The sequence below is a fragment of the Pseudomonas sp. YNh genome, assembly GCF_037993085.1.
GTDB lineage: Bacteria > Pseudomonadota > Gammaproteobacteria > Pseudomonadales > Pseudomonadaceae > Aquipseudomonas > Aquipseudomonas putida.
The window spans coordinates 134,005-158,234 of the sequence record NZ_JBBMRJ010000001.1; the positions used below are offsets into that span (position 1 = coordinate 134,005).

A 24,230-nucleotide genomic window follows, 5' to 3' on the forward strand; every position below is an offset into this window, starting at 1 on the left:
CCGGGCTTGAAAGCCCGGGACTCGTTATTCGCCGACGCTGATCTTCAGGCCGGCCGCTATCGCAAAGGGTGCCAGGGTAACGGCCAGGGCCGTCAGGCTGGCGAGCCAGAGCAGGTGGCCGGTTGCGGGCATATTTTGCAACGCCGCTTGCAACGCACCACTGCCCAGGATCAATACAGGGATATACAACGGCAGAATCAGCAACGCCAGTAACAAACCACCGCGCTTCAGACCGACTGTCAGCGCCGCACCTACCGCACCCAGCAGGCTCAGGACCGGTGTGCCCAGCAGCAGGGAGCCGAGCAGCACCGGCAGGCAATGGCTCGGCAGCCCCAGCATCAGCGCCAGTAGCGGCGCCAACAATACCAGCGCCAGCCCGGAAAAGATCCAGTGCGCCAGCACCTTGGCCAGCACCAGCAGCGCCAGCGGGTGCGGCGACAGGACCCACTGTTCCAGCGAGCCATCCTCGAAATCGCTGCGGAACAAGCCGTCCAGCGACAGCAGCACTGCCAGCAGCGCCGCTACCCAGACCAGGCCTGGCGACAAGGTTTGCAACAATTGGCTTTCCGGGCCGACTGCCAGCGGGAACATGGCCACGACGATGGCGAAGAACACCAGCGGGTTGGCCAGCTCGGCAGGGCGACGGAACAGCAGGCGCGCTTCGCGACGCAACAACAGGATGAATACGCTCATGCCGCCCATTGCCCCAGGTTCAGTTCACGGTAACCGGAGGGCTTGCGTTCCAGCGTATGGTGGGTGGTCAGCACCACCGTGCCGCCCTGCTCGCAGTGGGCCGCCAGGTGCGCTTCGAGCTGCGCTACGCCTTGCTTGTCCAGGGCAGTGAACGGCTCGTCGAGAATCCACAGCGGCGGGCTGGCCAGGTGCAGCCGGGCCAGGGCCACGCGGCGCTGCTGGCCGGCCGACAGGGTATGGCAGGGTACGTCTTCGAAACCGCGCAAACCGACCGCCGCCAGTGCCGCCCAGATCGCCTCGCGGCTGGCCGGCTGGTGCAGGGCGCACAGCCAGGTGAGGTTTTCCTCGGCGGTGAGCAGGTCCTTGATGCCCGCGGCGTGACCGATCCACAGCAGAATGCTGGCCAGGGCATGGCGCTGCTCGGCCAGGGGCTTGCCGCCCAGCAATATCTGCCCGGCGGTGGGTTGCATCAACCCGGCCAACAGCCGCAGCAAGCTGGTCTTGCCGCTGCCGTTGGGGCCGCTGATCTGCAGCATGTCGCCGGCGCCCAGCTCGAAATCGAGCTGCTCGAACAGCAGGCGCCAGTCGCGCTCGCAGGCCAGGCCCGCAGCTTGGAGGTGAAGGGTCACGGTTTCGCCTTATCTTTGTAGGGCTTCGGGCCGGCGTCGCCTGTTTCGCGGGCTTGCCCGCGCCCACAAGGTCTCGTGCAGTTTGAAAGCTGCGCTGAACCTGTGGGAGCGGGCAAGCCCGCGAAGCAGGCGACGCCGCTCCAGAACCCTTGTGTCTCAAGTCGCCCCGCGCGCTGCCGTTATACTGGCAACCACGGGCGGTCGGCATTATTACACGCGCCACCGCGCTGCCAAGAGGCCGGGTCCCACAGGTTGTATACAATCATGACTGAAATCAATAGTCTCGGCGCACAAACCGCGATCAACAGCCAAGCCATGAAGGCGGGCATGACCGGCGAACTGCTGCGCCTGATCCAGGCGCAGCCCGGCCTGCTGGCACCCGGCGAGACCGCGCAGGCCGAGGTCGTGTCGTTGCGCCAGACGGGCCAGGACTTCCAGCTGGTGCTGCGGTTGATACAGGCCAACGGCGTACAGACCCAACTGCAAGCCAGCGCCAGCCAGCCCTTGCCCCAAGGCAGCCAGGTCACAGTCAGCCAGACCGAAAGCAACCGCCTGGCAATCATGCTGCAGCAGGCCAACGCCAGCCAGATCACCACTCTCACTCGCCTGGATGCCAGCAAAGTGCCCGTCGGCACGCTGCTGCAAGGCAAGGTCCTGACCAACCAGGCATTGGCCCAGGCGCCTGGGCAACCGGCGAGCTACCGGGCGCTGGTCAGCCTGCTCAACACTGCCCAGGCCGGCTCCACGCTCAGCATCGACAGCCCGCGCCCGCTGGCCATTGGCAGCCTGCTCAGCGCACTGGTGCAGGGCGACCAGTCGCTGCGCTTTGTCCCGCTTAGCGGCAGGCAGGACCAGCTCAGCATTGCCCAGCAACTGCTGACCCAGCAAAACCGCCAGGCCTCGCTGCCCGGCCTGCTCAACGCCCTGCAACAGCTCACCCGCGACCCGGGCGTCGATGGCGACCTGCGTGCCAGCGCCGAGCGCCTGCTGGCCGGCCTGCCAGACGCCCGCCAGCTGGGCGACGCCAAGGCCGTGGCCCAGGCTCTGAACAACAGTGGCACTTTCCTTGAAGCGAAACTGCTGGGCGGCTTTCCTGCCAGCGTGGCCACAGACCTGAAGGCCCACCTGCTGCGCCTGATCACTCAGGCCCCGGCCAGCACACCCGGCACGCCCGACCTCGCGCCCGCCAGCCTGGCCGTGACCATGCCGGCGCTCGCCCGCAGCGCGCTGGGCATGCTCGAACGGGTCAGCCCCAAGCCGCAGCCAGGGGCATTCCCCCTGCCCTCGCGCCTGCTCAAGGCCATGGAAGACGAAGGCGACCTGCAACAACTGCTGCGCCTGGCCGCTGCGGCCATCTCGCGCCTGCAAAGCCATGCCATGAGCAGCCTGCAACAAACCGGCACCCTGGAAAACGGCAATCTGCAGACCACCTGGCAAACCGAAGTGCCGATCCGCCACGGCCAGGAGTTCATCCCATTGCAGGTCAAACTGCAGCGTGAAGAAACCCCGCAACAGCAGGCAGACCGCCAACACGAAGCACAGGACCCTCTGCAAGCCCTGTGGCGCATCGAACTGGCCTTCGACCTTTCACCTCTCGGCCCACTGCAAGTACAGGCGCAGTTCAGCCAAGGCCGCCTGAGCGGGCACCTGTGGGCAGAGCGCGAACAAACCGCAAAGCTGATCGACAGCCAGCTCGGTGCCTTGCGCCAGCGCCTGCTGGAGCGCGGCCTGGAGGTTGGCGACCTGGAATGCCACCCGGGCATCCCCCCTCAAGGCCCGCGCACACGGGTTGAGCAACGCTGGGTAGACGAAAACGCATGACACAGAAACCACCCCGCCAGGCCATTGCCCTGACCTACGACGGCCAGCAGGCCCCAACCCTCAGCGCCAAAGGTGACGATGCGCTGGCCGAGGCCATCCTGGCCCTGGCCCGCGAGCATGAGGTGCCGATCTACGAAAACGCCGAACTGGTGCGCCTGCTGGCACGCCTTGAACTGGGCGAGCAGATCCCGGAGGCACTGTACCTGACCATTGCCGAGATCATTGCCTTCGCCTGGCAACTGCGGGGCAAGGTGCCCACCGGTTTCAGCGACGACGCCGAGGCGCCGCGCGACATCACTCCGGTCACCGCACTGCTGCCGCCGGCAAACCACCGGTAGTTATCTACCACCGCCGTCGGCGTCAGCCGTTCAGCCTTGCCATTCCTGTCAATGAGCAAGGTGAACACCATGTCCACAAGCCGCATCAACACCGCCGCCGTGCAGTACGTTCGCGACCACCTGAGCCATATCCCCCGCCCTGACCGCGAAGCCAGCCGTGCGATCCATCAATGGCTGACGCAGCAGGGCCATGACCTTGACCCCGACCAGACCGACGTAGTCACCCTGCACTACCGTGGCAATCAGACAGTCATCGTCCAACGCCTTTCACTTACCCAAGCGACGCTTTCAGACTGGCAGGGTGAAACAGCCAAGAACCTGATCGGCCAGTTGCTCCCTGGCCACTGGGCAGGCACGTTGCCAGATGGCCCGCTGACCATCGTCGAGCGCCTGCCCGAACCTGGGGTGTTTGACAACAGCGCCCGCTTCTCGGTGTTCAACGGCCTGTTCCGGCGCACGACCCCGGCCCGCTACGACAGCAGCACACACCTGCCGGTCGACGTCGAGGCCATGCAGCAGTTCATCTGGGACCTGGACTTTCACACCCGCTTCGTGGGCATGCTCGACAATTACTGGCAACAGGCTGAACAAACCCACCGGCAGTCAATGCAGATCAGCTTCATGGCCGCCTGCAACAAGCAGGTCCAGGAAGGCTCGTTGAGCGATGCAGGTCGCCAGATGGCGTGGCAAGTGGCGGGGCTGATGGCAAAAGCACCCGGTTTGCAGGCAAGGCCTTTGAACGTATACGGCTACGCAGCCACCGACCTGATCTGCATCACAGACGAGGCACAGCCAAAAGTACTGCTGTACCTGCCAGGCAATGCATCGCCCTTGCATGAGTTCGACGGTATGGCTGCCATGCAAGACTGGTTCGCCGAACAGTGCCGCGACGACGAAAAACGCCTGCGCCTGCGCCAGTACTTCAAACTGGCCGACACCCCCGATGGCCTGGACTTCAGTGGGCTGGATACCGCGCTGGCCGGCCTTGGCGCCTACCCCGGTTTTCACCACCGATCGCCCAACCGCGCAGGCTTCACCGTCGACGGCCCCTGGCCCCCCCGCGAGTACATCAACTACAAGGCCGGCCACTACAGCCCGTTGCTCGCAGGTGATCTGTTCACAGCCCTCACCCAACGCCAGCGCGAGCGCAGCTATGCCGATGCCGATTTCATCATCACCAGCGATGCGCAGGTGACCAAGGCTCGCTGGCGCGGCTACCTGGTGGCGTCGATCAACCTGCTGGCACCACTGGCGCTGGTGGTTCCCGAGCTGATCCCGCTGCTGGCAGCCGGCGGTGTCGCGCAATTTGGCCTGGGGCTCGATCAGGCGATCAACGGCAAGACCCTTGCAGACAAGGACGCTGGTGTGAGCAACATCGCCTTCGGCCTGCTTAATGCTGCCCCACTGGCCTTGCTCCCTGCAGACGGCCTGCGAATGCTGTTCCCAGGCAAAAGCTCGCGCTTCGTCCTGCCCACGCGTCTTAACGATCAATGGGGCTACCCGCTGGGGCCCGACAGCCCTCCCCGGCTACCTGAAGAAATACTGGCAGACTTTTTCGTGCCAGCCGAGCCACCTGTGGAAACCACGCGGATTGCCAGGGGACCCTTGAATCAGGCAACGGGTACCAACCCGCTGCTGGCGCTCAAGGACGGCAACGAAGTCCAGGTACTGTATGACACTGAAAACGATGCCTTCATCCTCCAGGAGGATGCCAACGAAGTCCTGCCGAATTACTACCAGGTAAACGCGGGCACGCGCGACCTGTACCAGGTCAACCCGGCCACGCGTGGCGCCAGCGATGCAATGCGCATGTACACGCTACGTAACCTGGACGTCGACCTGCAACTGCCGCTCAGCGTGCCTGTGGTCAACAGCTCGGAAGTAACCCCACTGCCCAAGAAAATCCTCAGCATCTGGGTCGGCGGCAAGAGCATCCCGGATGAGCTGGTGGAGAACATCACGAGCAATGCAAAACGCCTTGAGGGTACGGGCTTTACCTATGAGTTCTACCTGTCGAAGTCCAACCCTAAAGCTTTCATGAAAAACCGCGCCAAGCTGACCGCTGCTTCGAACGTTCAGATCAAAACCCTGGAAGAGCAGCCCTTCTACACGGCCTTCGAGCAAACCGACTTCTACCATCAGTACCGCCAGGCACTGGACAGTAACGGGGCAAACTTCTCGTCTGCCTCCGACGTACTGCGCTACCCGTTACTCCATTCGGAGGGCGGAATCTACATGGACGTCGACGACACGCTGCGCAGCTTCGAAGACAATCCCGACAGCTTCGCCATGATCAGCTCGGTAGCCTTGAAAACCACGCCTGATGGCCTGGTCCTCGGCAGCCCGGTGAACAACGAGCTGCTGGGCATGCATTGTGACTACAACAGCAACATGATCGGCAGCCATGCCAACAACCCGACCCTGCGCGCAATTTCTGCAGAGATGGACGCACGCTACCGCAGCAATCTATCGTTCTACGACATCAGGCCGCTGGCAGGCACCCACGGTTACGCAGCCTACGCCAGGGAATTGAGCAGGATGACCGGGCCTGGCTTGCTCAACGATGTAGTTGCTCGGCATCTACCCAGGCTGCAGTTCCTGCGGCAACTAAGCAAGCTGGAGTCGATTCCGCAGACCACTTATCGCGCCCTCACGGAAAACCTGGCCATCCCCATTGCCCAGGCGCGCAACAACGACCAGGCACTGGGTAGTGTGGCAACCATCGGCAACTACCATTCCTGGGGCAAACCCTGAGGTCGGCGTCCTGAGTTACCTGACCCGCAGCGCGATACAGGATCAGCCCCTGCTCCGGTGGGCCCAGGCAGGCCTGTAACCCAGGTCAGCCGCTGCGGTGCAGCTTGCTCATCAGCTCCGCCTCGGCTTGGGTCAGGCCACAGCTTTCGGTCAGCTCGGCCACGCTGGCGCCCATGCCGACCAGCTTGGCCGCCTGGGAGAAGGTGACGTTGTTGGGGTCGCGCTGCTCCAACTGCTGGAGCCTGTCAGGCAGCGGGGCCATCGTCACGCTCAGTTCGTGCAGCGCCTCTCCCATGCGCACGGTACCGTTCTGGTAGTCGTCCAGGCGCTTGGCCAGGTCCTTGATGCGCTGGTCACGCAGCGCATCACCCTCGGCTTGCTGCGCAGCCAGCTCGCGCTGGCGCTTGCTGTAGTTGAGGAAGAACCACAAGCTCAGCGCCCAGACCAGCGCCAGGAAGATGACAGCAACCTGTAGGATCAACTCAGATATTCTCCAGCTCGGACCACTCTTCCTCGGTCATCATCTTGTCCAGCTCGACCAGGATCAGCAGTTCACCATTCTTGTTGCACACGCCCTGGATGAACTTGGCCGACTCTTCGTTACCCACGTTCGGTGCGGTTTCGATTTCGGACTGGCGCAGGTAAACCACTTCGGCCACGCTGTCGACCAGAATACCGACCACTTGCTTGTCGGCTTCGATGATGACGATACGGGTGTTGTCGGTAACTTCGGTCGGCATCAGGCCAAAACGCTGACGGGTGTCGATCACGGTCACCACATTGCCGCGCAGGTTGATGATGCCCAGCACGTAGCTTGGAGCGCCCGGTACCGGGGCGATCTCGGTGTAGCGCAGCACTTCCTGTACCTGCATCACGTTGATGCCGTAGGACTCGTTGTCCAGACGGAAGGTAACCCACTGCAGGATCGGATCTTCGGAACCTTGTGCAGACGACTTTTTCATTCCCCTACCCTCAAAATCCGCTGTTTGGCGGTTGTGTTCTGTGTCATTTCTGTTTGGCGTGCATCTGCTTGACCGCGCCGCTGGCGATCAGCTCGGCCAGTGCGGCGACGTCGAGCAGTGCACACATGTGTTCAATCACCGTGCCGGCAAGCCACGGCCGCTGGCCGCGCTGGCTACGCCACTTGATCTCGGACGGGTCCAGGCGCAACGAGCGGCTGACCTGATGCACGGCCAGTCCCCATTCGTAGCCTTGCACCGAAATCACGTAATTCAGGCCTTGACGGAAATCGTCGCGGTAGCGGTCGGGCATTACCCAACGCGCAGTGTCCAGCACCTTCAGGTTGCCGGCCTGGCAGGTCAAAATACCCAGGAACCAGTCAGGCTGGCCGAACAGCGGCGTCAGCTCCTGGCCGGCCAGGTTGTAGATCGAGCCCAGGCACACCAACGGCACCGCCAGGGTCAGGCCGGCGACGTCGAACAGCAGGCACTCGAACGGCTCCGCCGCCCAAACCGGGCGGCCGTCGACGGTCGCCGGGGGCACCGGTAGATTGGGCGCTGGCAGGTGCACATCGACCAGAGGCACTGCGGGTTCCACGGTTTGTTCTTCGACCAGCACCGGAATGGCGGCCTCGGCAAGCACCTCCTGCTCGACCACCGTCACCACCGGCGCCTCTACTGGCACGACGCTGGGCAGCACCGCCAGCCTGGGTTCGGCAAACGGCCGTGGGGCAAGGCTGGCAGGGGCTTCGGCGGGTACCGGTCGCGCCAGCTGACGGGCATCACGTGCCTGCTCCTCACGCACCGCCTCGGCGAACGCGTCCGCCGAGGCTGGCGGCTCAAACAGGTCTTCGGCCTCGGTGGCTTCCTGCAGCAGGCCATCGAGGTACGACTGCAAGGCCATCTGCGGCCGGGTGCTGGTGTGTCGGGTCTGGGTCATCAGGCCACCTGCACTGCAGTCTTGTAGGTCAGCAGGTGCTTCAGCAGCGCCCGGTAAGCAATCAACCCGCGGCTCTTGCTGTCGAACTGGGAGGGCGTGACGCCCTTGCGGCTGGCATCGCGCAGGCGCGTATCCACCGGAATATAGCCCTGCCACACCTGTTGGCCGTAGGTGTCACGCAGTAGTTTGAGTGTGCCCAGGGAGGCCTGGGTGCGGCGGTCGAACAGTGTTGGCACGATCTGGTACGGCAGCGCCTGCTTGCGCGAGCGGTTGATCATGGCCAGGGTGCCGACCATGCGTTCCAGGCCCTTCACCGCCAAAAACTCGGTCTGCACCGGAATCACCAATTGCTGGCTGGCGGCCAAGGCATTGACCATCAGCACGCCCAGCAAGGGTGGGCTGTCAATCACGGCATAGTCGAAATCCTGCCACAACTGCGCCAGACTCTTGGCGATCACCAGGCCCAGGCCATTCTGCCCCGGCGACTGACGCTCCAGCACGGCCAGTGCGGTGCTCGACGGCAACAGCGAAATGCGCTCATCGCTGGTGGGCAGCAGCAACTGCCCGGGCAGGCCGTCTGGCACTGCGCCCTTGTGCAGGAACAGGTCGTAGCAGCTGTGCTCCAGCGCATCGGGGTTGTGCCCGAAATAGCTGGTCATCGAACCGTGCGGATCGAGGTCGACAACGACCACGCGCTTGCCTGCCTCAGCCAGCAGGCCAGCCAGGGCGATGGTTGTGGTGGTCTTGCCGACGCCACCTTTTTGATTAGCTACTGCCCAGACTCTCATCAAGCAAACTCTATCTATTGATTTGGCAGGGACACTGTAGAAACTACTGCCTTGCTCAACACTTGGAAGCGTGTGCAATCAGTGTGGGAGCGGGTTTACCCGCGAACACCGGCGTAGCCGGTGCCATACACCGTGTCGCCTTCTTCGCGGGTGAACCCGCTCCCACAGGGATTTGGCAATCTCATCAACTGGGTAACGGTGACAGAGAATTGACGAGTTACTGCCCCGCCACCGTTGCTGGCGTTGCAGGTGCACTTTGTGTGCCAGCCCGGCGCAACGCGGCATCCGGCGTGGCATGAGCACTGCCCGAGCCGGTCAGGCTGCGGCGCACTTCGAGGTTGCGCGAAATCACCAACACCACCCGGCGGTTACGCGCGCGGCCTTCGGCGGTGTCATTGCCGGCCACCGGCTGGTACTCGCCATAACCCACCGAGGCCATGCGCGCCGGGTTGACCCCTTCCATGGCCAGCAGGCGTACGATACTCGCCGCCCGCGCCGAAGACAGCTCCCAGTTGGTCGGGTACTGCGCCGTGCGGATCGGCAGGTTGTCGGTAAAGCCTTCGACATGCACCGGGTTGGCGAACGGTTTGAGGATGCTGGCCACCTTGTCGATGATGGCAAATGCCTTGTCGCTGGGCATGGCATCGCCACTACCGAACAGCAACGACGAACTCAGCTCGATCTCGATCCACAACTCGTTGCCGCGCACGGTCATCTGGTTGCTGTTGATCAGGTCGCCAAAGGCATCACGCACGTCATCGCTGATGGTTTTCAGCGGGTCGACATTGGTCGCTGCCAAGCCCGCTTCGGTCTGCTCGCTGTCTTTGACCAGCGGCTCTGCCGGACGCACGCTCAACGGCTGCTCATCGCCGATGGGGATCGGTTTCATGCTGCGCTCAGGGTCGTTGAACACCCCGAGCAACGCCTGGGAAATAACCTTGTACTTGCCCTCGTTGATCGAGGAAATCGAGTACATCACCACGAAAAAGGCGAACAGCAAGGTGATGAAGTCGGCGTACGACACCAGCCAGCGTTCGTGGTTTTCGTGTTCCTCGGTATGACGACGGCGACGCATGGGTTACTCCATGAAGCCTTGCAGCTTCAACTCGATCGAGCGCGGGTTTTCACCCTCGGCAATCGACAACAAGCCTTCAAGCAGCATCTCGCGGTAGCGCGACTGGCGCATGACATTGGCCTTGAGCTTGTTGGCGACCGGCAGCAGGATCAGGTTGGCGCTGGCCACGCCGTAGATGGTGGCGACGAAGGCCACGGCAATGCCGTTGCCCAGCTGCGAGGGGTCGGCCAGGTTGCCCATCACGTGGATCAGGCCCATCACCGCACCAATGATGCCGATGGTCGGCGCATAGCCGCCCATGCTCTCGAACACCTTGGCCGCCTGGATGTCACGGCTTTCCTGGGTCAGGAAGTCGACTTCAAGGATGCTGCGGATGGCTTCTGGTTCGGCACCGTCCACCAGCAACTGCAGGCCCTTGCGCGCATACGGGTCGGGCTCGGCGTCGGCCACCCCTTCCAGGCCCAGCAGGCCCTCCTTGCGCGCGGTCAGGCTCCAGTTCACCACGCGGTCGATGCCACCCGCCAGGTCGACCCGCGGCGGGAACAGGATCCAGCGCAGAATCTGCAAGGCGCGCTTGAAGGAGGACAGCGGCGACTGCAACAAGGCAGCCGCCAGGGTGCCACCCAGCACGATCAGCGCCGCCGGGCCGTTGACCAGAGCGCCGGCATGGCCGCCTTCAAGGAAGTTGCCACCGACGATGGCGACAAATGCGAGAATCAGGCCGATCAGGCTGAGGACGTCCATCAGACGCAGGCCTCCACCAGGTGCTTGCCGATGTCGTCCAGGCTGTACACCGCGTCCGCCAGGTTGGCTTTGACGATGGCCATGGGCATGCCATAGATCACGCAGCTGGCTTCATCCTGGGCCCACACGGTGCTGCCGCCCTGCTTGAGCAGGCGCGCACCTTCGCGGCCATCGGCGCCCATGCCGGTGAGCACCACCGACAGCACCTTGTCACCGTACGACTTGGCTGCCGAGCCGAAGGTGATGTCCACGCACGGCTTGTAGTTCAGGCGCTCGTCACCGGGCAGGATCTTCACCGTGCCACGGCCGTCGATCATCATCTGCTTGCCGCCGGGGGCCAACAGTGCCAGGCCTGGGCGCAGAATGTCACCGTCCTCGGCTTCCTTCACGTTGATGCGGCACAGCTTGTCCAGGCGTTCGGCAAAGGCCTTGGTGAACGCTGCCGGCATGTGCTGGATCAGCACGATCGGCGCCGGGAAGTTGGCCGGCAGCTGGGTCAATACCCGCTGCAGGGCCACCGGGCCGCCCGTGGAGGTGCCGATGGCCACCAGCTTGTAAGGCTTGCGCTTGGGGGCTGGCGAGTGCGACGCCGCCGGGGCCGCTGCACGGGCAGTCGCCGCAGGGCGGGCCGGCGCCGGGCTGGCGAAGCTGCTGGCCGGCGCAGGGCTGCTGGCGGGCACAGGGGCGGCGACCGGCGCCGGCCTGGCATAGCTGCCGAGGCGGCGGTTGCTGCGCGAAATGGTATGCACCTTCTCGCACAGCATCTGCTTGACCTTGTCGGGGTTGCGCGAAATGTCCTCAAAGTTTTTCGGCAGGTAATCCACCGCGCCAGCATCCAGCGCGTCGAGGGTGACGCGAGCGCCTTCGTGGGTCAGTGAGGAGAACATCAAAACCGGCGTCGGGCAGCGCTGCATGATGTGCCGCACAGCGGTGATGCCGTCCATCATGGGCATTTCGTAGTCCATGGTGATGACATCGGGCTTGAGCGCCAGCGCCTGGTCGATTGCTTCCTTGCCATTGGTCGCGGTACCTACTACCTGGATCGTCGGATCCGCGGAGAGGATTTCCGAGACACGGCGGCGGAAGAAACCGGAATCATCCACCACCAGGACCTTGACTGCCATAAACACTCCATTAGGCGGCGCAACCCGCCAGGGTGCGCCACCGAAATCAAATACGCCGCGCGGCGTAACGCTTGAGCATGCTCGGGACGTCGAGAATCAACGCAATGCGACCGTCACCGGTGATGGTGGCCCCGGACATGCCCGGGGTGCCCTGCAGCATCTTGCCCAGCGGCTTGATTACCACTTCTTCCTGGCCAACCAGTTGATCGACGACAAAGCCGATGCGTTGCGTGCCGACCGACAGGATCACTACATGACCCTCGTGCTGCTCTTCGTGCACCTGGCCCTGTACCAGCCAGCGCTTGAGGTAGAACAGCGGCAGCGCCTTGTCGCGCACGATCACCACTTCCTGGCCGTCGACCACGTTCGTGCGCGACAGGTCGAGGTGGAAGATCTCGTTGACGTTGACCAGCGGGAAGGCGAATGCCTGGTTGCCCAGCATCACCATCAGGGTGGGCATGATCGCCAGGGTCAGCGGCACCTTGATGACGATCTTCGAGCCCTGGCCTTTGGCCGAGTAGATGTTGATCGAGCCGTTGAGCTGGGAAATCTTGGTTTTCACCACGTCCATGCCCACGCCACGGCCAGACACATCGGAAATTTCGGTCTTGGTCGAGAAGCCCGGGGCGAAGATCAGGTTGTAGCAGTCAGATTCGCTCAGGCGATCAGCGGCATCCTTGTCCATCAGGCCTTTTTCCACGGCCTTGGCGCGCAGGATGTTCGGGTCCATGCCCTTGCCGTCGTCAGAGATCGACAACAGGATGTGGTCACCTTCCTGTTCGGCCGACAGCACCACGCGTCCGGTGCGGGCCTTGCCCGAAGCTTCACGCTCGTCGGGCATCTCGACACCATGGTCGACGGCGTTGCGCACCAGGTGCACCAACGGGTCGGCCAGGGCCTCGACCAGGTTCTTGTCCAGGTCGGTTTCTTCGCCGACCAGCTCCAGGTTGATCTCTTTTTTCAGCTGACGGGCAAGGTCGCGTACCAGCCGCGGGAAGCGGCCGAACACTTTCTTGATCGGCTGCATGCGGGTTTTCATCACCGCCGTCTGCAGGTCGGCAGTGACCACGTCGAGGTTGGACACGGCCTTGGACATGGCCTCGTCGCCGCTGTTCAGGCCCAGGCGCACCAGGCGGTTACGCACCAGCACCAGTTCGCCGACCATGTTCATGATCTCGTCCAGGCGCGCGGTGTCGACGCGAACAGTGGTTTCCGCTTCGCTAACGGCATGCTTCTCGGCAGCCGGCGCCGGCGCACGGGGGGCCGGCGCAGGCTTGCTGGCGGCCGCAGGCGCCGGCGCAGCAGCGGCTGGCTTGGCCGCCGGCTGGCTGTCGGCCAAGGCCTGGGCAGGCGCTTGCGCCTTGGCCACAACCGGGGCCTCGACCGCAGCAACGTCACCACCAAACTTGCCCTTGCCGTGCAACTGGTCCAGCAGGGCCTCGAACTCGTGCTCGCTGATTTCATCGCCAGCGGCGCTGTTGTCGACCGCGACCGGCGCCGGTGCTTTGACGGCAGGCAACGCATCAGCCTGGAACGTGCCCTTGCCATGCAACTGGTCGAGCAGCGATTCGAATTCTTCGTCGGTAATTTCGTCGCTTACCGCTTCTGCGGGCGCGGCAACCGGCTGTACCGCAGCTTCGACACTGAACTGGCCTTTGCCGTGCAACTGGTCGAGCAGCGACTCGAACTCGGCGTCGGTGATTTCGTCACCTGAACCACTGACAGCCTCGCCCTGCATCTGCTCATCGACCGCGGCTTGCGCCTTGACCGCATCGAGCGAATCGAGCAGCTGTTCAAACTCGCTGTCGGTGATGTCCTGGTCATCGGCAGGGCCCATGGCCGCAACCGGTGCCTCGGCTACCGGTGCCGCTGGCGCAGGCACTTCAGCGGCCTCGGCACCACCGGGTTCGGCCAGGCGCGACAAGGCCGCCAGCAACTCGGGGGTGGCCGGGGTTACGTCGGCGCGCTCGCGCACCTGGCCAAACATGCTGTTGACCGTATCCAGTGCTTCAAGCACCACGTCCATCAGTTCCGCATCGACCCGGCGCTCACCTTTGCGCAGGATGTCGAACACGTTCTCGGCGATATGGCAGCACTCCACCAGCTCGTTCAGCTGGAGGAAGCCGGCGCCCCCTTTTACAGTGTGGAAACCGCGAAAGATCGCATTGAGCAGGTCGGCATCGTCAGGTCGGCTTTCCAGCTCGACCAGTTGCTCGGACAGTTGCTCAAGAATTTCGCCGGCTTCTACCAGGAAATCCTGGAGGATTTCTTCATCGGCGCCGAAGCTCATCAAACGTGCTCCTTAAAAACCCAGGCTGGACAGCAAATCGTCGACATCGTCCTGACCGGACACAACGTCTTCACGCTTATCGGCATGAATCTGCGGACCTTCACCCCGAGTCGGATGTTTTTCTGCATCTTTTTCTGCGCGCAGTTGATCGTGGTCATGCTGGATACCGGCAAAACGGTCGACCTGGCTGGCCATCAGCACCAGTTTGAGCAGGTTGCTTTCCACCTCGGTCACCAGGCTGGTGACGCGCTTGATCACCTGGCCGGTCAGGTCCTGATAGTCCTGAGCCAGCAGAATGTCATTGAGATGCCCGGCAACCTTGCGGTTACCTTCAGCGCTGTGCGTCAGGAAACTGTCGACGCGCTTGACCAGGTCACGGAACTCCGGCGCAGCCACTTCGCGGCGCATGAAGCGCTGCCAGTCGGTGCTCAGCGCCTTGGCTTCGCTGGCCAGGTCGTTGAGCACCGGGGTGCTTGCCTCGACCAGGTCCATGGTGCGGTTGGCCGCGCCCTCGGTCAGCTTGACCACGTACGACAGGCGCTCGGTAGCGTCGGTAATCTGCGACACCTCCTCGGCCTGCGGGATGGTCGGGTCGATCTGGAAGCTGACGATAGCGCTGTGCAACTCGCGGGTCAGCTTGCCGACTTCCTGGTACAGGCCGCGATCGCGGGTCTGGTTCAGCTCGTGAATCAGCTGTACCGCCTCGCCAAAACGGCCCCGTTCCAGGCTTTCGACCAACTCTTGGGCATGTTTCTTCAGGGTCGATTCGAACTCCCCCAAAGACGTTTGTGATGAATCCATGGCGCGCCCCCTGACGTGACTCAGCCGTTGACGCGTTCGAAGATCTTCTCGATCTTTTCTTTGAGCACCTGAGCGGTGAACGGCTTGACCACATAGCCATTGACGCCGGCCTGGGCCGCTTCGATGATCTGGTCGCGCTTGGCCTCGGCAGTCACCATCAGTACCGGCATGGTTTTCAGCTTTTCACTGGCACGCACTTTACGCAGCAGGTCGATGCCGGACATGCCGGGCATGTTCCAGTCGGTCACCAGGAAGTCGTAGTGGCCGTTTTCCAGCATCGGCAGCGCCGTGGTGCCATCGTCGGCTTCTTCGGTGTTGGTGAAGCCCAGGTCACGCAACAGGTTCTTGATGATCCGCCGCATCGTCGAAAAGTCGTCAACGATGAGGATTTTCATGTTCTTGTCCAATTAGACCTCCAAGCAGTCTCAAACGCGCCCGGTCTACCGGGCACGCACTCATTCAATTCGGTACAACGTGGATAACGCACGTGGAAAACGACTGCAACGACACCGGGCTCAACGTGCCCGCCATTCCCCCAGGCGGCTACGCAGGCGCGCGGCGCACTGGCTGTGCAACTGGCTGACCCGCGACTCGCTGACCCCAAGCACCTCGCCGATTTCCTTGAGGTTCAGCTCTTCGTCGTAGTACAGCGCCAGCACCAGGCGCTCACGCTCCGGCAGGTTGGCAATGGCCTCGGTCAGGGCAGCCTGGAAGCGTTCGTCCTCCAGGCCACGCGCAGGTTCGACATGGCCACTGGCGCCATCCTCATGCAGCCCTTCGTGCTCGCCGTCCTGCAACAGGTCGTCAAAGCTGAACAGGCGGCTGCCCAAGGTATCGTTCAAGATCCCGTAGTAATCATCGAGACTCAATTGGAGTTCGGCAGCAACTTCATGATCTTTAGCGTCCCGGCCTGTTCTGGCTTCAACGGCACGCATCGCGTCACTGACCATGCGGGTGTTGCGGTGCACCGAACGCGGTGCCCAGTCGCCCTTGCGCACCTCGTCCAGCATGGCCCCGCGGATGCGGATGCCGGCATAGGTTTCAAAGCTGGCGCCTTTGCTGGCGTCATATTTGTTGGACACTTCAAGCAGGCCGATCATGCCGGCCTGGATCAGGTCCTCGACCTGCACGTTGGCCGGTAACCGCGCCAACAGGTGGTAGGCAATGCGCTTCACCAGCGGGGCGTAGCGTTCGATCAGCTCGTACTGGGCGTCTTTCGCCGCCCGGCTGTACATCTTGAAGCCGCTGGCGTTCATAGCACGGGTCCCGCGCTGGTGGGTTGCACCAGACGCTCGACAAAGAACTCCAGGTGACCGCGCGGATTGGCCGGCAGCGGCCAGCTGTCGACCTTCTGGGCGATCGCCTTGAAAGCCAGCGCGCACTTGGAGCGTGGGAAGGCTTCGTAGACGGCGCGCTGCTTCTGCACTGCCTTGCGCACACACTCGTCGTACGGCACGGCGCCCACGTACTGCAGGGCAACGTCGAGGAAGCGGTCGGTGACCTTGGTCAGCTTGGCGAACAGGTTGCGCCCTTCCTGCGGGCTCTGCGCCATGTTGGCCAGCACACGGAAACGATTCATCCCGTAGTCGCGGTTGAGCAGTTTGATCAGGGCGTAGGCATCGGTGATCGAGGTGGGCTCGTCACAGACCACCAGCAGCACTTCCTGGGCGGCGCGAACGAAGCTGACCACCGACTCGCCAATCCCCGCCGCAGTGTCGATCACCAGCACGTCGAGGTTGTCGCCGATTTCGCTGAACGCCTGGATCAGCCCGGCATGCTGGGCCGGGGCCAGGTGCACCATGCTCTGGGTGCCCGAGGCCGCCGGTACGATGCGCACACCGCCAGGGCCCTGCAGCATCACGTCACGCAGCTCGCAGCGCCCCTCGATGACATCGGCCAGGGTACGTTTGGGGGTAAGGCCCAGCAACACGTCGACGTTGGCCAGGCCCAGGTCGGCGTCCAGCAGCATGACCCTGCGGCCAAGCTCGGCCAGCGCCAGGGACAAGTTCACTGAAACGTTAGTCTTGCCGACGCCACCTTTGCCACCGGTCACGGCGATCACCTGTACGGGATGCATGCTACCCATGTCTGTTCTTTACCTTGTCTCGCTGGGACTCAGGCCACACGTGGGGCAATTCTGCGTACCCCTTGGCATAGCTACTTTGCACACGCTTCATGGTCAACCCGCTCGCCGGGGGTTGTGATAGAGATCAGCGAACATGTCGGCCATGGCCTCCTCGCTGGGCTCGTCCTGCTGCTGCACATTGACCGCACGGGACACCAATTGGTGGCCACGCGGCAGATGCAGGTCGTCAGGAATGCGGGGGCCATCGGTGAGGTAGGCCACGGGCAGTTCATGACTGATGGCAAGGCTCAGCACATCGCCAAGGCTTGCCGTTTCATCCAGTTTGGTCAGGATGCAACCGGCCAGGCCACAGCGCTTGTAGCTGTGGTAGGCGGCGGTCAGCACTTGCTTCTGGCTGGTGGTAGCCAGCACCAGGTAATTCTTCGCGGCAATGCCACGCCCGGCCAGGGTTTCCAGCTGCATGCGCAGTGCCGGGTCGCTGGCCTGCAGGCCGGCGGTATCGATCAGAACGACGCGTTTGCGCAGCAGTGGCTCCAGTGCCGCAGCCAGCGACTGGCCCGGGTCGACGTAGGTCACTGGCACGTTGAGGATGCGGCCCAGGGTCTTGAGCTGCTCCTGGGCGCCGATACGAAAACTGTCCATGCTCACCAGCGCCAGGTTCTGCGCGCCGTACTTGAGCACGTAGCGGGCAGCCAGCTTGGCCAGGGTGGTGGTCTTGCCCATGCCGGCCGGGCCGACCATGGCAATCACCCCACCCTCTTCGATCGGTTCGATTTCAGGAATGTCGATCATCCGCGCCAGGTGCGCCAACAGCATGCGCCAGGCCTGGCGTGGCTCTTCGATCTCGGCGGTAAGGTCGAGCAACTCACGGGCGATAGGCCCGGACAGCCCGATGCGCTGCAGCCGGCGCCAGAGGTTGGCCTGCTGTGGCTTGCTGCCCTGCAGCTGGCTCCAGGCCAGCGAACCGAGTTGCACTTCCAGCAGCTCGCGCAGGCCCGACAGCTCGGAGCGCATGGCATCGAACAGGCGCGGGTCGACCGGCGCCGCAGCAGGGGCAGCGGCAGCCTCAGGGGCATCGACATGCGGCTCGATCAACGGCTCGGCGGCCGTCAGCGACTGCCCGGCAAACAATTGGCGGTTGTTGTCGCTGCTGTCCTGGCGGTGGTCCAGCTCGGCCTGGGCAGTGGCGATGCGCGTATGGGTCTTGCGCAGCTCTTCTTCCAGCTCGGCGTTGGGCACGCGCGGAGCCAGGGCGGACAGCTTGTAGTCCAGCGCGGCCGTCAGTTCGACACCACCGGCAATGCGGCGGTTGCCAATGATCGCGGCATCGGCGCCCAGCTCGTCACGGACCAGTTTCATGGCCTGACGCATATCGGCGGCGAAAAATCGCTTAACTTGCATTATCCACTACCTCAGCCGTTAGGGCCCACGGTGGCAACGATGGTGACTTGCTTGTTGTCCGGTATTTCCTGATACGCCAGAACATGCAAATTCGGTACAGCCAGGCGACCGAAACGCGACAGCATGGCGCGGATCGGGCCGGCGACCAGCAGGATGGCCGGCTGGCCCTGCATTTCCTGGCGCTGGGCCGCTTCGATCAGCGAACGTTGCAGCTTCTCGGCCATGCTCGGCTCCAGAAGAACACCATCTTCCTGACCCTGCCCGGCCCTTTGCAGACTATTGAGCAAAATCTGTTCCAACCTTGGCTCCAGGGTAATCACTGGCAGCTCCGACTCAACGCCGACAATGCTTTGCACGATGGCGCGACACAATCCGACGCGTACTACCGCCACCAGCGCGGCGGTATCTTGACTCTTGCCAGCGTTGTTGGCGATGGCTTCGGCAATACTGCGAATATCGCGCACCGGCACCTGTTCCGACAACAGCGCTTGCAGCACCTTGAGCAGGCCCGACAAGGAAATGACACCCGGCACCAGCTCTTCTGCAAGTTTAGGCGATGCCTTGGACAGCACCTGCAGCAGTTGCTGAACCTCTTCGTGGCCAATCAGCTCATGGCAGTGCTTCTGCAGGATCTGGTTGAGGTGGGTGGCCACCACGGTGCTTGCGTCGACCACGGTGTAGCCCAGCGACTGCGCCTGGGAACGCTGGCCGACGTCGATCCACACCGCCTCCAGGCCAAACGCCGGGTCACGCGCGGCAATGCCGTTCAGGGTGCCGAACACTTGCCCGGGGTTGATCGCCAGCTCCCGGTCCGGGTAAATCTCCGCTTCGGCCAGGATCACCCCCATCAGTGTCAGGCGATAGGCGCTGGGCTGCAGGTCGAGGTTGTCACGAATGTGCACGGTGGGCATGAGGAAACCCAGGTCCTGGGACAGCTTCTTGCGCACACCCTTGATCCGCGCCAGCAACTGGCCGCCCTGGTTGCGGTCGACCAGCGGGATCAGCCGGTAACCGACTTCCAGGCCGATCATGTCGATGGGCGTCACGTCGTCCCAGCCCAGCTCCTTGGTATCAAGCGCGCGCTGCGGCGAGGGCAACAGGTCTTGCTGGCGCTGCGCCTCTTGTAGCGCCTCCAGCTTCACCTTGTTCTGCTTCTTCCACACCAGGTAGGCGCCGCCGCAGGCCAGCAGGCCAAGGCTGAGGAAGGCCACATGCGGCATGCCCGGCACCAGCCCCATGACGATCATCAGCCCGCCGGACACCGCCAGGGCCTTGGGCGAATCGAACATCTGCCGGTTGATCAGCTTGCCCATGTCCTCGGAGCCCGAGGCGCGGGTGACCATGATCGCGGCGGCGGTGGACAGCAGCAGTGATGGCAATTGCGCCACCAAACCGTCACCGATGGTCAGCAGGGCGTATACCTTGCCGGCATCGCCAAAGCTCATGCCGTGCTGCAACATGCCGATCAGCATGCCGCCGATCAGGTTGATGAACAGGATCAGCAGGCCGGCGATGGCATCACCGCGGACAAACTTGCTGGCACCGTCCATCGAGCCGTAGAACTCCGCCTCTTGCGCCACTTCGGTACGGCGGTGCTTGGCCTGGGCCTGGTCGATCAAGCCGGCGTTGAGGTCGGCATCGATGGCCATCTGCTTGCCGGGCATGGCATCGAGGGTGAAGCGCGCGCTCACTTCGGAGATACGCCCGGCGCCCTTGGTCACTACCACGAAGTTGATGATCATGAGGATGGCGAACACCACCGCACCGACCACGTAGTTGCCGCCGATCACCACCTCGCCGAAGGCCTGGATCACCTTACCGGCAGCGCCGTGGCCCTCCTGGCCATGCAGCATGACCACGCGGGTGGACGCCACGTTCAGGGCCAGGCGCAGCAGCGTGGCCACCAGCAGGATGGTGGGAAATGCGGCGAAGTCCAGCGGGCGCAAGGCGTACACGCACACCAGCAGCACCACGATCGACAGGGCGATGTTGAAGGTGAAGAACACGTCGAGCAGGAACGGTGGTATCGGCAACATCATCATTGCCAACATCACCAGCAGCAGCAGCGGCACGCCCAGGTTGCCCCGGCCGAGACCGGCCAGGTTGTTGCGGGCGTTGCTGATTAACTGAGTGCGATCCACCGCGAGTCCTCTTGATGCAAAACTTTGACGCCCAGGGGGCGCCTGGGCGTGGCTTTGCAAGAAGCCTTCCAACTTTGCTCGGGAGAGGATGCTGTTTTTGCAGGAGCAGCCTTGTGCTGCGAAGAGGCCATTGCAAGCGAAGATCAACTTCAGCCTTACCGGCCTCTTCGCAGCGCAAGGCTGCTCCTACAGGCACCGCGCCGCCTTTAAGGATAACAAGAGGTCAACTGTCGCGACGCAGGTCCGGTGGGATCGGCAGGTCTTCTTTCAACGGCTCTGGCCGCTTGCCCCTGCCAGCGCGGTACTGACGGATCTGGAACACATAGGCCAGCACCTGCGCCACGGCCAGGTACAAGCCGGCGGGGATCTCCTGCTCTGGCTCGGTGGAGTAGTAGATCGCCCGCGCCAGCGCCGGCGATTCGAGGATCTGGATCTTGTGCTCAACGCCAATCTCCCGAATCTTCAAGGCCATGAAGTCGGTACCCTTGGCCAGCAGCAACGGCGCCGCCCCGCCCTTCTCCGGGTCGTACTGCAGGGCCACCGCATAGTGCGTCGGGTTGGTGATGATCACATCGGCCTGCGGCACCGCTGCCATCATGCGCCGCTGCGACATCTCGCGCTGCAGCTGGCGAATGCGCTGTTTGACCTCGGGCTTGCCCTCGCTGTCCTTGTACTCGTCGCGCACTTCCTGCTTGGTCATCTTCATTTTCTTGTGCGTCTGGTACAGCTGGATGGGCACATCCGCCGCCGCGATCAGCAGCAACCCGGCCGACATCCACAGCGCACTCCAGCCCACCACCTGCAGGCTGTGAATGATCGCCTGCTCCAGCGGTTCGTTGGCAATCGACAGCAATGCCTGGCGGTCGTTGATCAGCACCACCACCGCCACCGCCAGGATCACGAAAAACTTGGCCAGCGCCTTGAGCAGCTCGGTCAGGCCATGCATGGAGAACATGCGCTTGAGCCCTGCCAGTGGGTTCATGCGGCTGAATTTTGGCTGCAGCAGGCTGCCAGAGAACAGGAAACCACTGAGGGCAATTGGTGCCACGAAGGAAATCACGAACAGCAGGATCAGCACCGGCTGCACCGCCCATATTGCCATCTTGCCCGAGGCCAGCAGGAAGGCGCCCATGGCTCGCTCGTCGACAATGATGTCGCGGGTCAGGCTGAAGTTGATGCGCATGATGCTCAGCAACGTCTCAGCCATATGACCGCCGAATGCCAGCAGGCCACCCGCGCCAGCCAGGGTCACCGCCACCGTGTTCAGCTCCTTGGAGCGGGCGATCTCGCCTTTCTCGCGGGCATCGCGCTTGCGCTTGTCGGTGGGGTCTTCTGTCTTGTCCTGACCGCTCTCGCTTTCTGCCATGCTCAGCGCGCCCTCGCCAGTTCACGCAGCCATTGCAGCGCTTCGCTGGCCAATGCCTGGTAGTGGGACAGCACATCGGCCAGGCCGACCCAGAAAATGAACATGCCCATGACCAGGGTCAGCGGAAAGCCAATGGAGAAGATGTTCAACTGCGGCGCGGCGCGGGTCATCACGCCGAAGGCAATGTTCACCACCAGCAACGCAGCGATCACCGGCAGGATCAGCAACAGGCCGGCAGAAAATACCCAACCCAGCCGCCCGGCCAGCTCCCAGAACTGGTTGACCACCAGCGCATTGCCCACCGGCAAGGTGGTAAAACTTTCGGTCAGCACCTCGAACACCACCAGGTGGCCGTTCATCAACAGGAACAGCACGCTCACCAGCATGGTCATGAACTGGCTGATGACCGTGACGTTAACGCCGTTGGCGGGATCGACCATCGAGGCGAAGGCCATGCCCATCTGCACCGCGACGACCTGCCCGGCGATCACGAAAGCCTGGAACAACAACTGCAAGGCCAGGCCGAACAGCGCACCAACGATGATCTGTTCGGCGCACAGCAGCAGGCCGCGCAGGCTCAACGGGTCGAATTCAGGCAACGGCGGCAGCGCCGGCACGATCACCACGGTAATGGCCACCGCCACGTACAGGCGCACCCGCGCCGGCAGCATGCGTGTGCCAAGGATCGGCATGGTCATCAGCACCGCAGTCACCCTGAACAACGGCAGGATGAAGGTGGCAACCCAAGTGCCGATCTGCGCGTCGGTCAGCTCCAGCATATCCGCGTCAACCGATCAGCTGCGGGATGTTGGTGTAGAGGGTGGTGATGTACTCCATGAACTTCTGCACCAGCCATGGCCCGGCGACGATCAGCGTGATCAGCATCACCAGCAGACGCGGCAGAAAGCTCAGGGTCTGTTCGTTGATCTGGGTGGCAGCCTGGAACATCGCAACCACCAGCCCCACCAACAGGCTCGGCACCACCAGCACAGCGACCATCAGAGTGGTCAGCCACAGGGCATCACGGAACAGGTCGACAGCTACTTCAGGTGTCATCGGCGGCTCTCCTTGACGGCGTCAGACGCCGCCGAAACTGCTGGCCAAGGTACCCATGATCAGCGCCCAGCCATCCACCAGCACGAACAGCATGATCTTGAAAGGCAGTGAGATGATCAGCGGCGACAGCATCATCATACCCATGGCCATCAGCACACTCGCCACCACCATGTCGATGATCAGGAACGGGATGAAGATCATGAAACCGATCTGGAACGCGGTTTTCAGCTCGGAGGTGACGAATGCCGGCACCAGGATCGTCAGCGGCACCTGGTCGGGGCCGGCAATGTCGGTGCGCTTGGACAGGCGCATGAACAGGTCGAGGTCGCTTTGCCGGGTTTGCGCCAGCATGAAGTCCTTTAGCGGCACCTGGGCCTTGTCGATGGCCTGCTGGGCGGTCATCTGCTCCTTGAGGTACGGCTGCAGGGCGTCCGAGTTCACCCGGTCGAACACCGGTGCCATGATGAACATGGTCAGGAACAGCGCCATGCCGGTCAGAATCTGGTTCGACGGCGTCTGCTGCAGGCCCAGGGCCTGGCGCAGGATCGAGAACACGATGATGATGCGGGTAAAGCTGGTCATCAGGATGACGAACGCCGGGATGAAGCTGAGCGCCGTCATGATCAGCAGAATCTGCAGGCTGACCGAATACTCCTGCTGCCCGTCCGCCCCGTTGGACAGGGTAATGGCCGGGATCGACAACGGGTCGGCGGCCAGGGCGAGCGGCGCAGCCAGCAGCAGCGCCACACCCAATAAAGAGTTCAACAACGTACGCAGCGGGCCGCTCATCACAACTTGTCCTTAGGGTCCTTGCCCATCAGCTCCATCAGCCGCTGGGCAAATTCCGGCGTTGCCTGACGTGCGCCAGCCGGCACTTCCACAGGTTCGGCCAGCACATGCAAGGCCTCGATGCTACCGGGAGTGTGGCCAATCAGGATCTGCTCCTTGCCCACCTGCACCAGCAGCAGGCGGTCACGCGGGCCGATGGCCCGGCTGCCGACGATCTCGATCACCTGCCCGCCCTTCACCGCCGTGCTTTGCATACGCCGCAGCACCCACGCCAGGAAGAAAATCAGGCCCACCACCAGCAGCAGGCCGAAGACCATCTGCGCCAACTGGCCGCCAAGGCTGCCAGGCGCCGTCGCCGGGGTCGCCGTTGGCGTGGCCGCGGCCAGGCACACCTGGCTGGCCAGCAGTGCAGCGAACGCCGCAATGGCGCGCATC

24 protein-coding genes are annotated in these 24,230 nt (G+C 63.2%); 3 read left to right on the forward strand and 21 right to left on the reverse strand.

The genetic code is table 11. From position 1 onward, the window contains the following. Positions 1-24: 24 nt before the first annotated feature. Both ccmB and ccmA read right to left on the reverse strand, forming a co-directional pair. Positions 25-693, reverse strand: a complete 669-nt coding sequence (gene ccmB / locus WF331_RS00570; RefSeq protein WP_012051653.1) for a heme exporter protein CcmB — start codon at positions 691-693, stop codon at positions 25-27. Then, complete coding sequence (gene ccmA / locus WF331_RS00575) at positions 690-1,322, reverse strand: cytochrome c biogenesis heme-transporting ATPase CcmA (protein ID WP_016498577.1); 633 nt, start codon at positions 1,320-1,322, stop codon at positions 690-692. Before ccmA ends, ccmB begins: the two co-directional genes overlap by 4 nt. Before the next feature lie 264 nt (positions 1,323-1,586). Between ccmA and WF331_RS00580 the strand changes: the two genes are divergently transcribed. From WF331_RS00580 to WF331_RS00590, 3 genes are all read left to right on the forward strand, one after another. Beyond that, complete coding sequence (locus tag WF331_RS00580) at positions 1,587-3,143, forward strand: flagellar hook-length control protein FliK (protein ID WP_229609967.1); 1,557 nt, start codon at positions 1,587-1,589, stop codon at positions 3,141-3,143. Beyond that, positions 3,140-3,481 carry an EscU/YscU/HrcU family type III secretion system export apparatus switch protein gene (locus WF331_RS00585; protein WP_284396875.1) on the forward strand — a complete coding sequence of 114 codons (342 nt, stop codon included), beginning with the start codon at positions 3,140-3,142 and terminating at the stop codon, positions 3,479-3,481. Before WF331_RS00580 ends, WF331_RS00585 begins: the two co-directional genes overlap by 4 nt. A gap of 69 nt (positions 3,482-3,550) precedes the next feature. Continuing rightward, positions 3,551-6,235, forward strand: a complete 2,685-nt coding sequence (locus tag WF331_RS00590) for a dermonecrotic toxin domain-containing protein (protein WP_340622569.1) — start codon at positions 3,551-3,553, stop codon at positions 6,233-6,235. Between the two features lie 85 nt (positions 6,236-6,320). On the opposite strand, the gene WF331_RS00595 is transcribed toward WF331_RS00590, so the two are convergent. The 19 genes from WF331_RS00595 to fliO form a co-directional block, all read right to left on the reverse strand. Next, positions 6,321-6,716: a DUF2802 domain-containing protein gene (locus tag WF331_RS00595; protein WP_016498573.1), complete on the reverse strand. Its 396-nt coding sequence runs from the start codon at positions 6,714-6,716 to the stop codon at positions 6,321-6,323. Position 6,717: 1 nt separating this feature from the next. Continuing rightward, complete coding sequence (locus tag WF331_RS00600; RefSeq protein ID WP_003254393.1) at positions 6,718-7,197, reverse strand: chemotaxis protein CheW; 480 nt, start codon at positions 7,195-7,197, stop codon at positions 6,718-6,720. Between the two features lie 43 nt (positions 7,198-7,240). Continuing rightward, positions 7,241-8,134: a CheW domain-containing protein gene (locus tag WF331_RS00605; RefSeq protein ID WP_063423085.1), complete on the reverse strand. Its 894-nt coding sequence runs from the start codon at positions 8,132-8,134 to the stop codon at positions 7,241-7,243. Further along, positions 8,134-8,922, reverse strand: a complete 789-nt coding sequence (locus WF331_RS00610; protein ID WP_016488407.1) for a ParA family protein — start codon at positions 8,920-8,922, stop codon at positions 8,134-8,136. Before WF331_RS00610 ends, WF331_RS00605 begins: the two co-directional genes overlap by 1 nt. A 217-nt stretch (positions 8,923-9,139) precedes the next feature. After that, entirely contained in the window at positions 9,140-9,997 is an 858-nt protein-coding gene (gene motD, locus WF331_RS00615) for a flagellar motor protein MotD (RefSeq protein WP_016498571.1), read from the reverse strand. A 3-nt stretch (positions 9,998-10,000) separates the two neighbouring features. Beyond that, positions 10,001-10,741, reverse strand: coding sequence for a flagellar motor protein (locus tag WF331_RS00620; protein ID WP_016498570.1), 741 nt, complete (start codon positions 10,739-10,741; stop codon positions 10,001-10,003). Next, a complete protein-coding gene (locus WF331_RS00625; protein WP_284359644.1) occupies positions 10,741-11,865 on the reverse strand; it encodes a protein-glutamate methylesterase/protein-glutamine glutaminase in 1,125 nt (374 codons plus the stop codon). Before WF331_RS00625 ends, WF331_RS00620 begins: the two co-directional genes overlap by 1 nt. A 46-nt stretch (positions 11,866-11,911) precedes the next feature. After that, positions 11,912-14,155: a chemotaxis protein CheA gene (locus WF331_RS00630; protein ID WP_284396864.1), complete on the reverse strand. Its 2,244-nt coding sequence runs from the start codon at positions 14,153-14,155 to the stop codon at positions 11,912-11,914. 12 nt (positions 14,156-14,167) lie between these two features. Next, positions 14,168-14,956: a protein phosphatase CheZ gene (locus tag WF331_RS00635; RefSeq protein WP_016498567.1), complete on the reverse strand. Its 789-nt coding sequence runs from the start codon at positions 14,954-14,956 to the stop codon at positions 14,168-14,170. A 20-nt stretch (positions 14,957-14,976) separates the two neighbouring features. Further along, entirely contained in the window at positions 14,977-15,351 is a 375-nt protein-coding gene (locus WF331_RS00640) for a chemotaxis response regulator CheY (RefSeq protein ID WP_161775562.1), read from the reverse strand. A gap of 120 nt (positions 15,352-15,471) precedes the next feature. Beyond that, on the reverse strand, positions 15,472-16,212 hold the full coding sequence (fliA, locus tag WF331_RS00645) for an RNA polymerase sigma factor FliA (RefSeq protein ID WP_229609963.1): 741 nt from the start codon (positions 16,210-16,212) through the stop codon (positions 15,472-15,474). Next, complete coding sequence (gene fleN, locus WF331_RS00650; protein ID WP_012273492.1) at positions 16,209-17,042, reverse strand: flagellar synthesis regulator FleN; 834 nt, start codon at positions 17,040-17,042, stop codon at positions 16,209-16,211. Before fleN ends, fliA begins: the two co-directional genes overlap by 4 nt. A gap of 93 nt (positions 17,043-17,135) precedes the next feature. Beyond that, entirely contained in the window at positions 17,136-18,443 is a 1,308-nt protein-coding gene (flhF, locus tag WF331_RS00655; protein WP_174370777.1) for a flagellar biosynthesis protein FlhF, read from the reverse strand. An 11-nt stretch (positions 18,444-18,454) separates the two neighbouring features. Beyond that, positions 18,455-20,584 (reverse strand): flagellar biosynthesis protein FlhA, encoded by a 2,130-nt coding sequence (gene flhA, locus WF331_RS00660; RefSeq protein ID WP_059394799.1) that lies wholly within the window; start codon positions 20,582-20,584, stop codon positions 18,455-18,457. A gap of 223 nt (positions 20,585-20,807) precedes the next feature. Then, positions 20,808-21,950 carry a flagellar biosynthesis protein FlhB gene (gene flhB / locus WF331_RS00665; RefSeq protein ID WP_016498562.1) on the reverse strand — a complete coding sequence of 381 codons (1,143 nt, stop codon included), beginning with the start codon at positions 21,948-21,950 and terminating at the stop codon, positions 20,808-20,810. Positions 21,951-21,952: 2 nt separating this feature from the next. After that, a complete protein-coding gene (fliR, locus tag WF331_RS00670; protein ID WP_016498561.1) occupies positions 21,953-22,729 on the reverse strand; it encodes a flagellar biosynthetic protein FliR in 777 nt (258 codons plus the stop codon). Positions 22,730-22,736: 7 nt separating this feature from the next. After that, positions 22,737-23,006 (reverse strand): flagellar biosynthesis protein FliQ, encoded by a 270-nt coding sequence (gene fliQ, locus WF331_RS00675; RefSeq protein WP_012273497.1) that lies wholly within the window; start codon positions 23,004-23,006, stop codon positions 22,737-22,739. Between the two features lie 21 nt (positions 23,007-23,027). Then, the gene (gene fliP / locus WF331_RS00680; RefSeq protein ID WP_016498560.1) at positions 23,028-23,795 is read right to left on the reverse strand and encodes a flagellar type III secretion system pore protein FliP; all 768 of its coding nucleotides are present in this window, start codon (positions 23,793-23,795) and stop codon (positions 23,028-23,030) included. Further along, complete coding sequence (gene fliO / locus WF331_RS00685; RefSeq protein ID WP_016498559.1) at positions 23,795-24,229, reverse strand: flagellar biosynthetic protein FliO; 435 nt, start codon at positions 24,227-24,229, stop codon at positions 23,795-23,797. Before fliO ends, fliP begins: the two co-directional genes overlap by 1 nt. Position 24,230 lies beyond the last annotated feature (1 nt).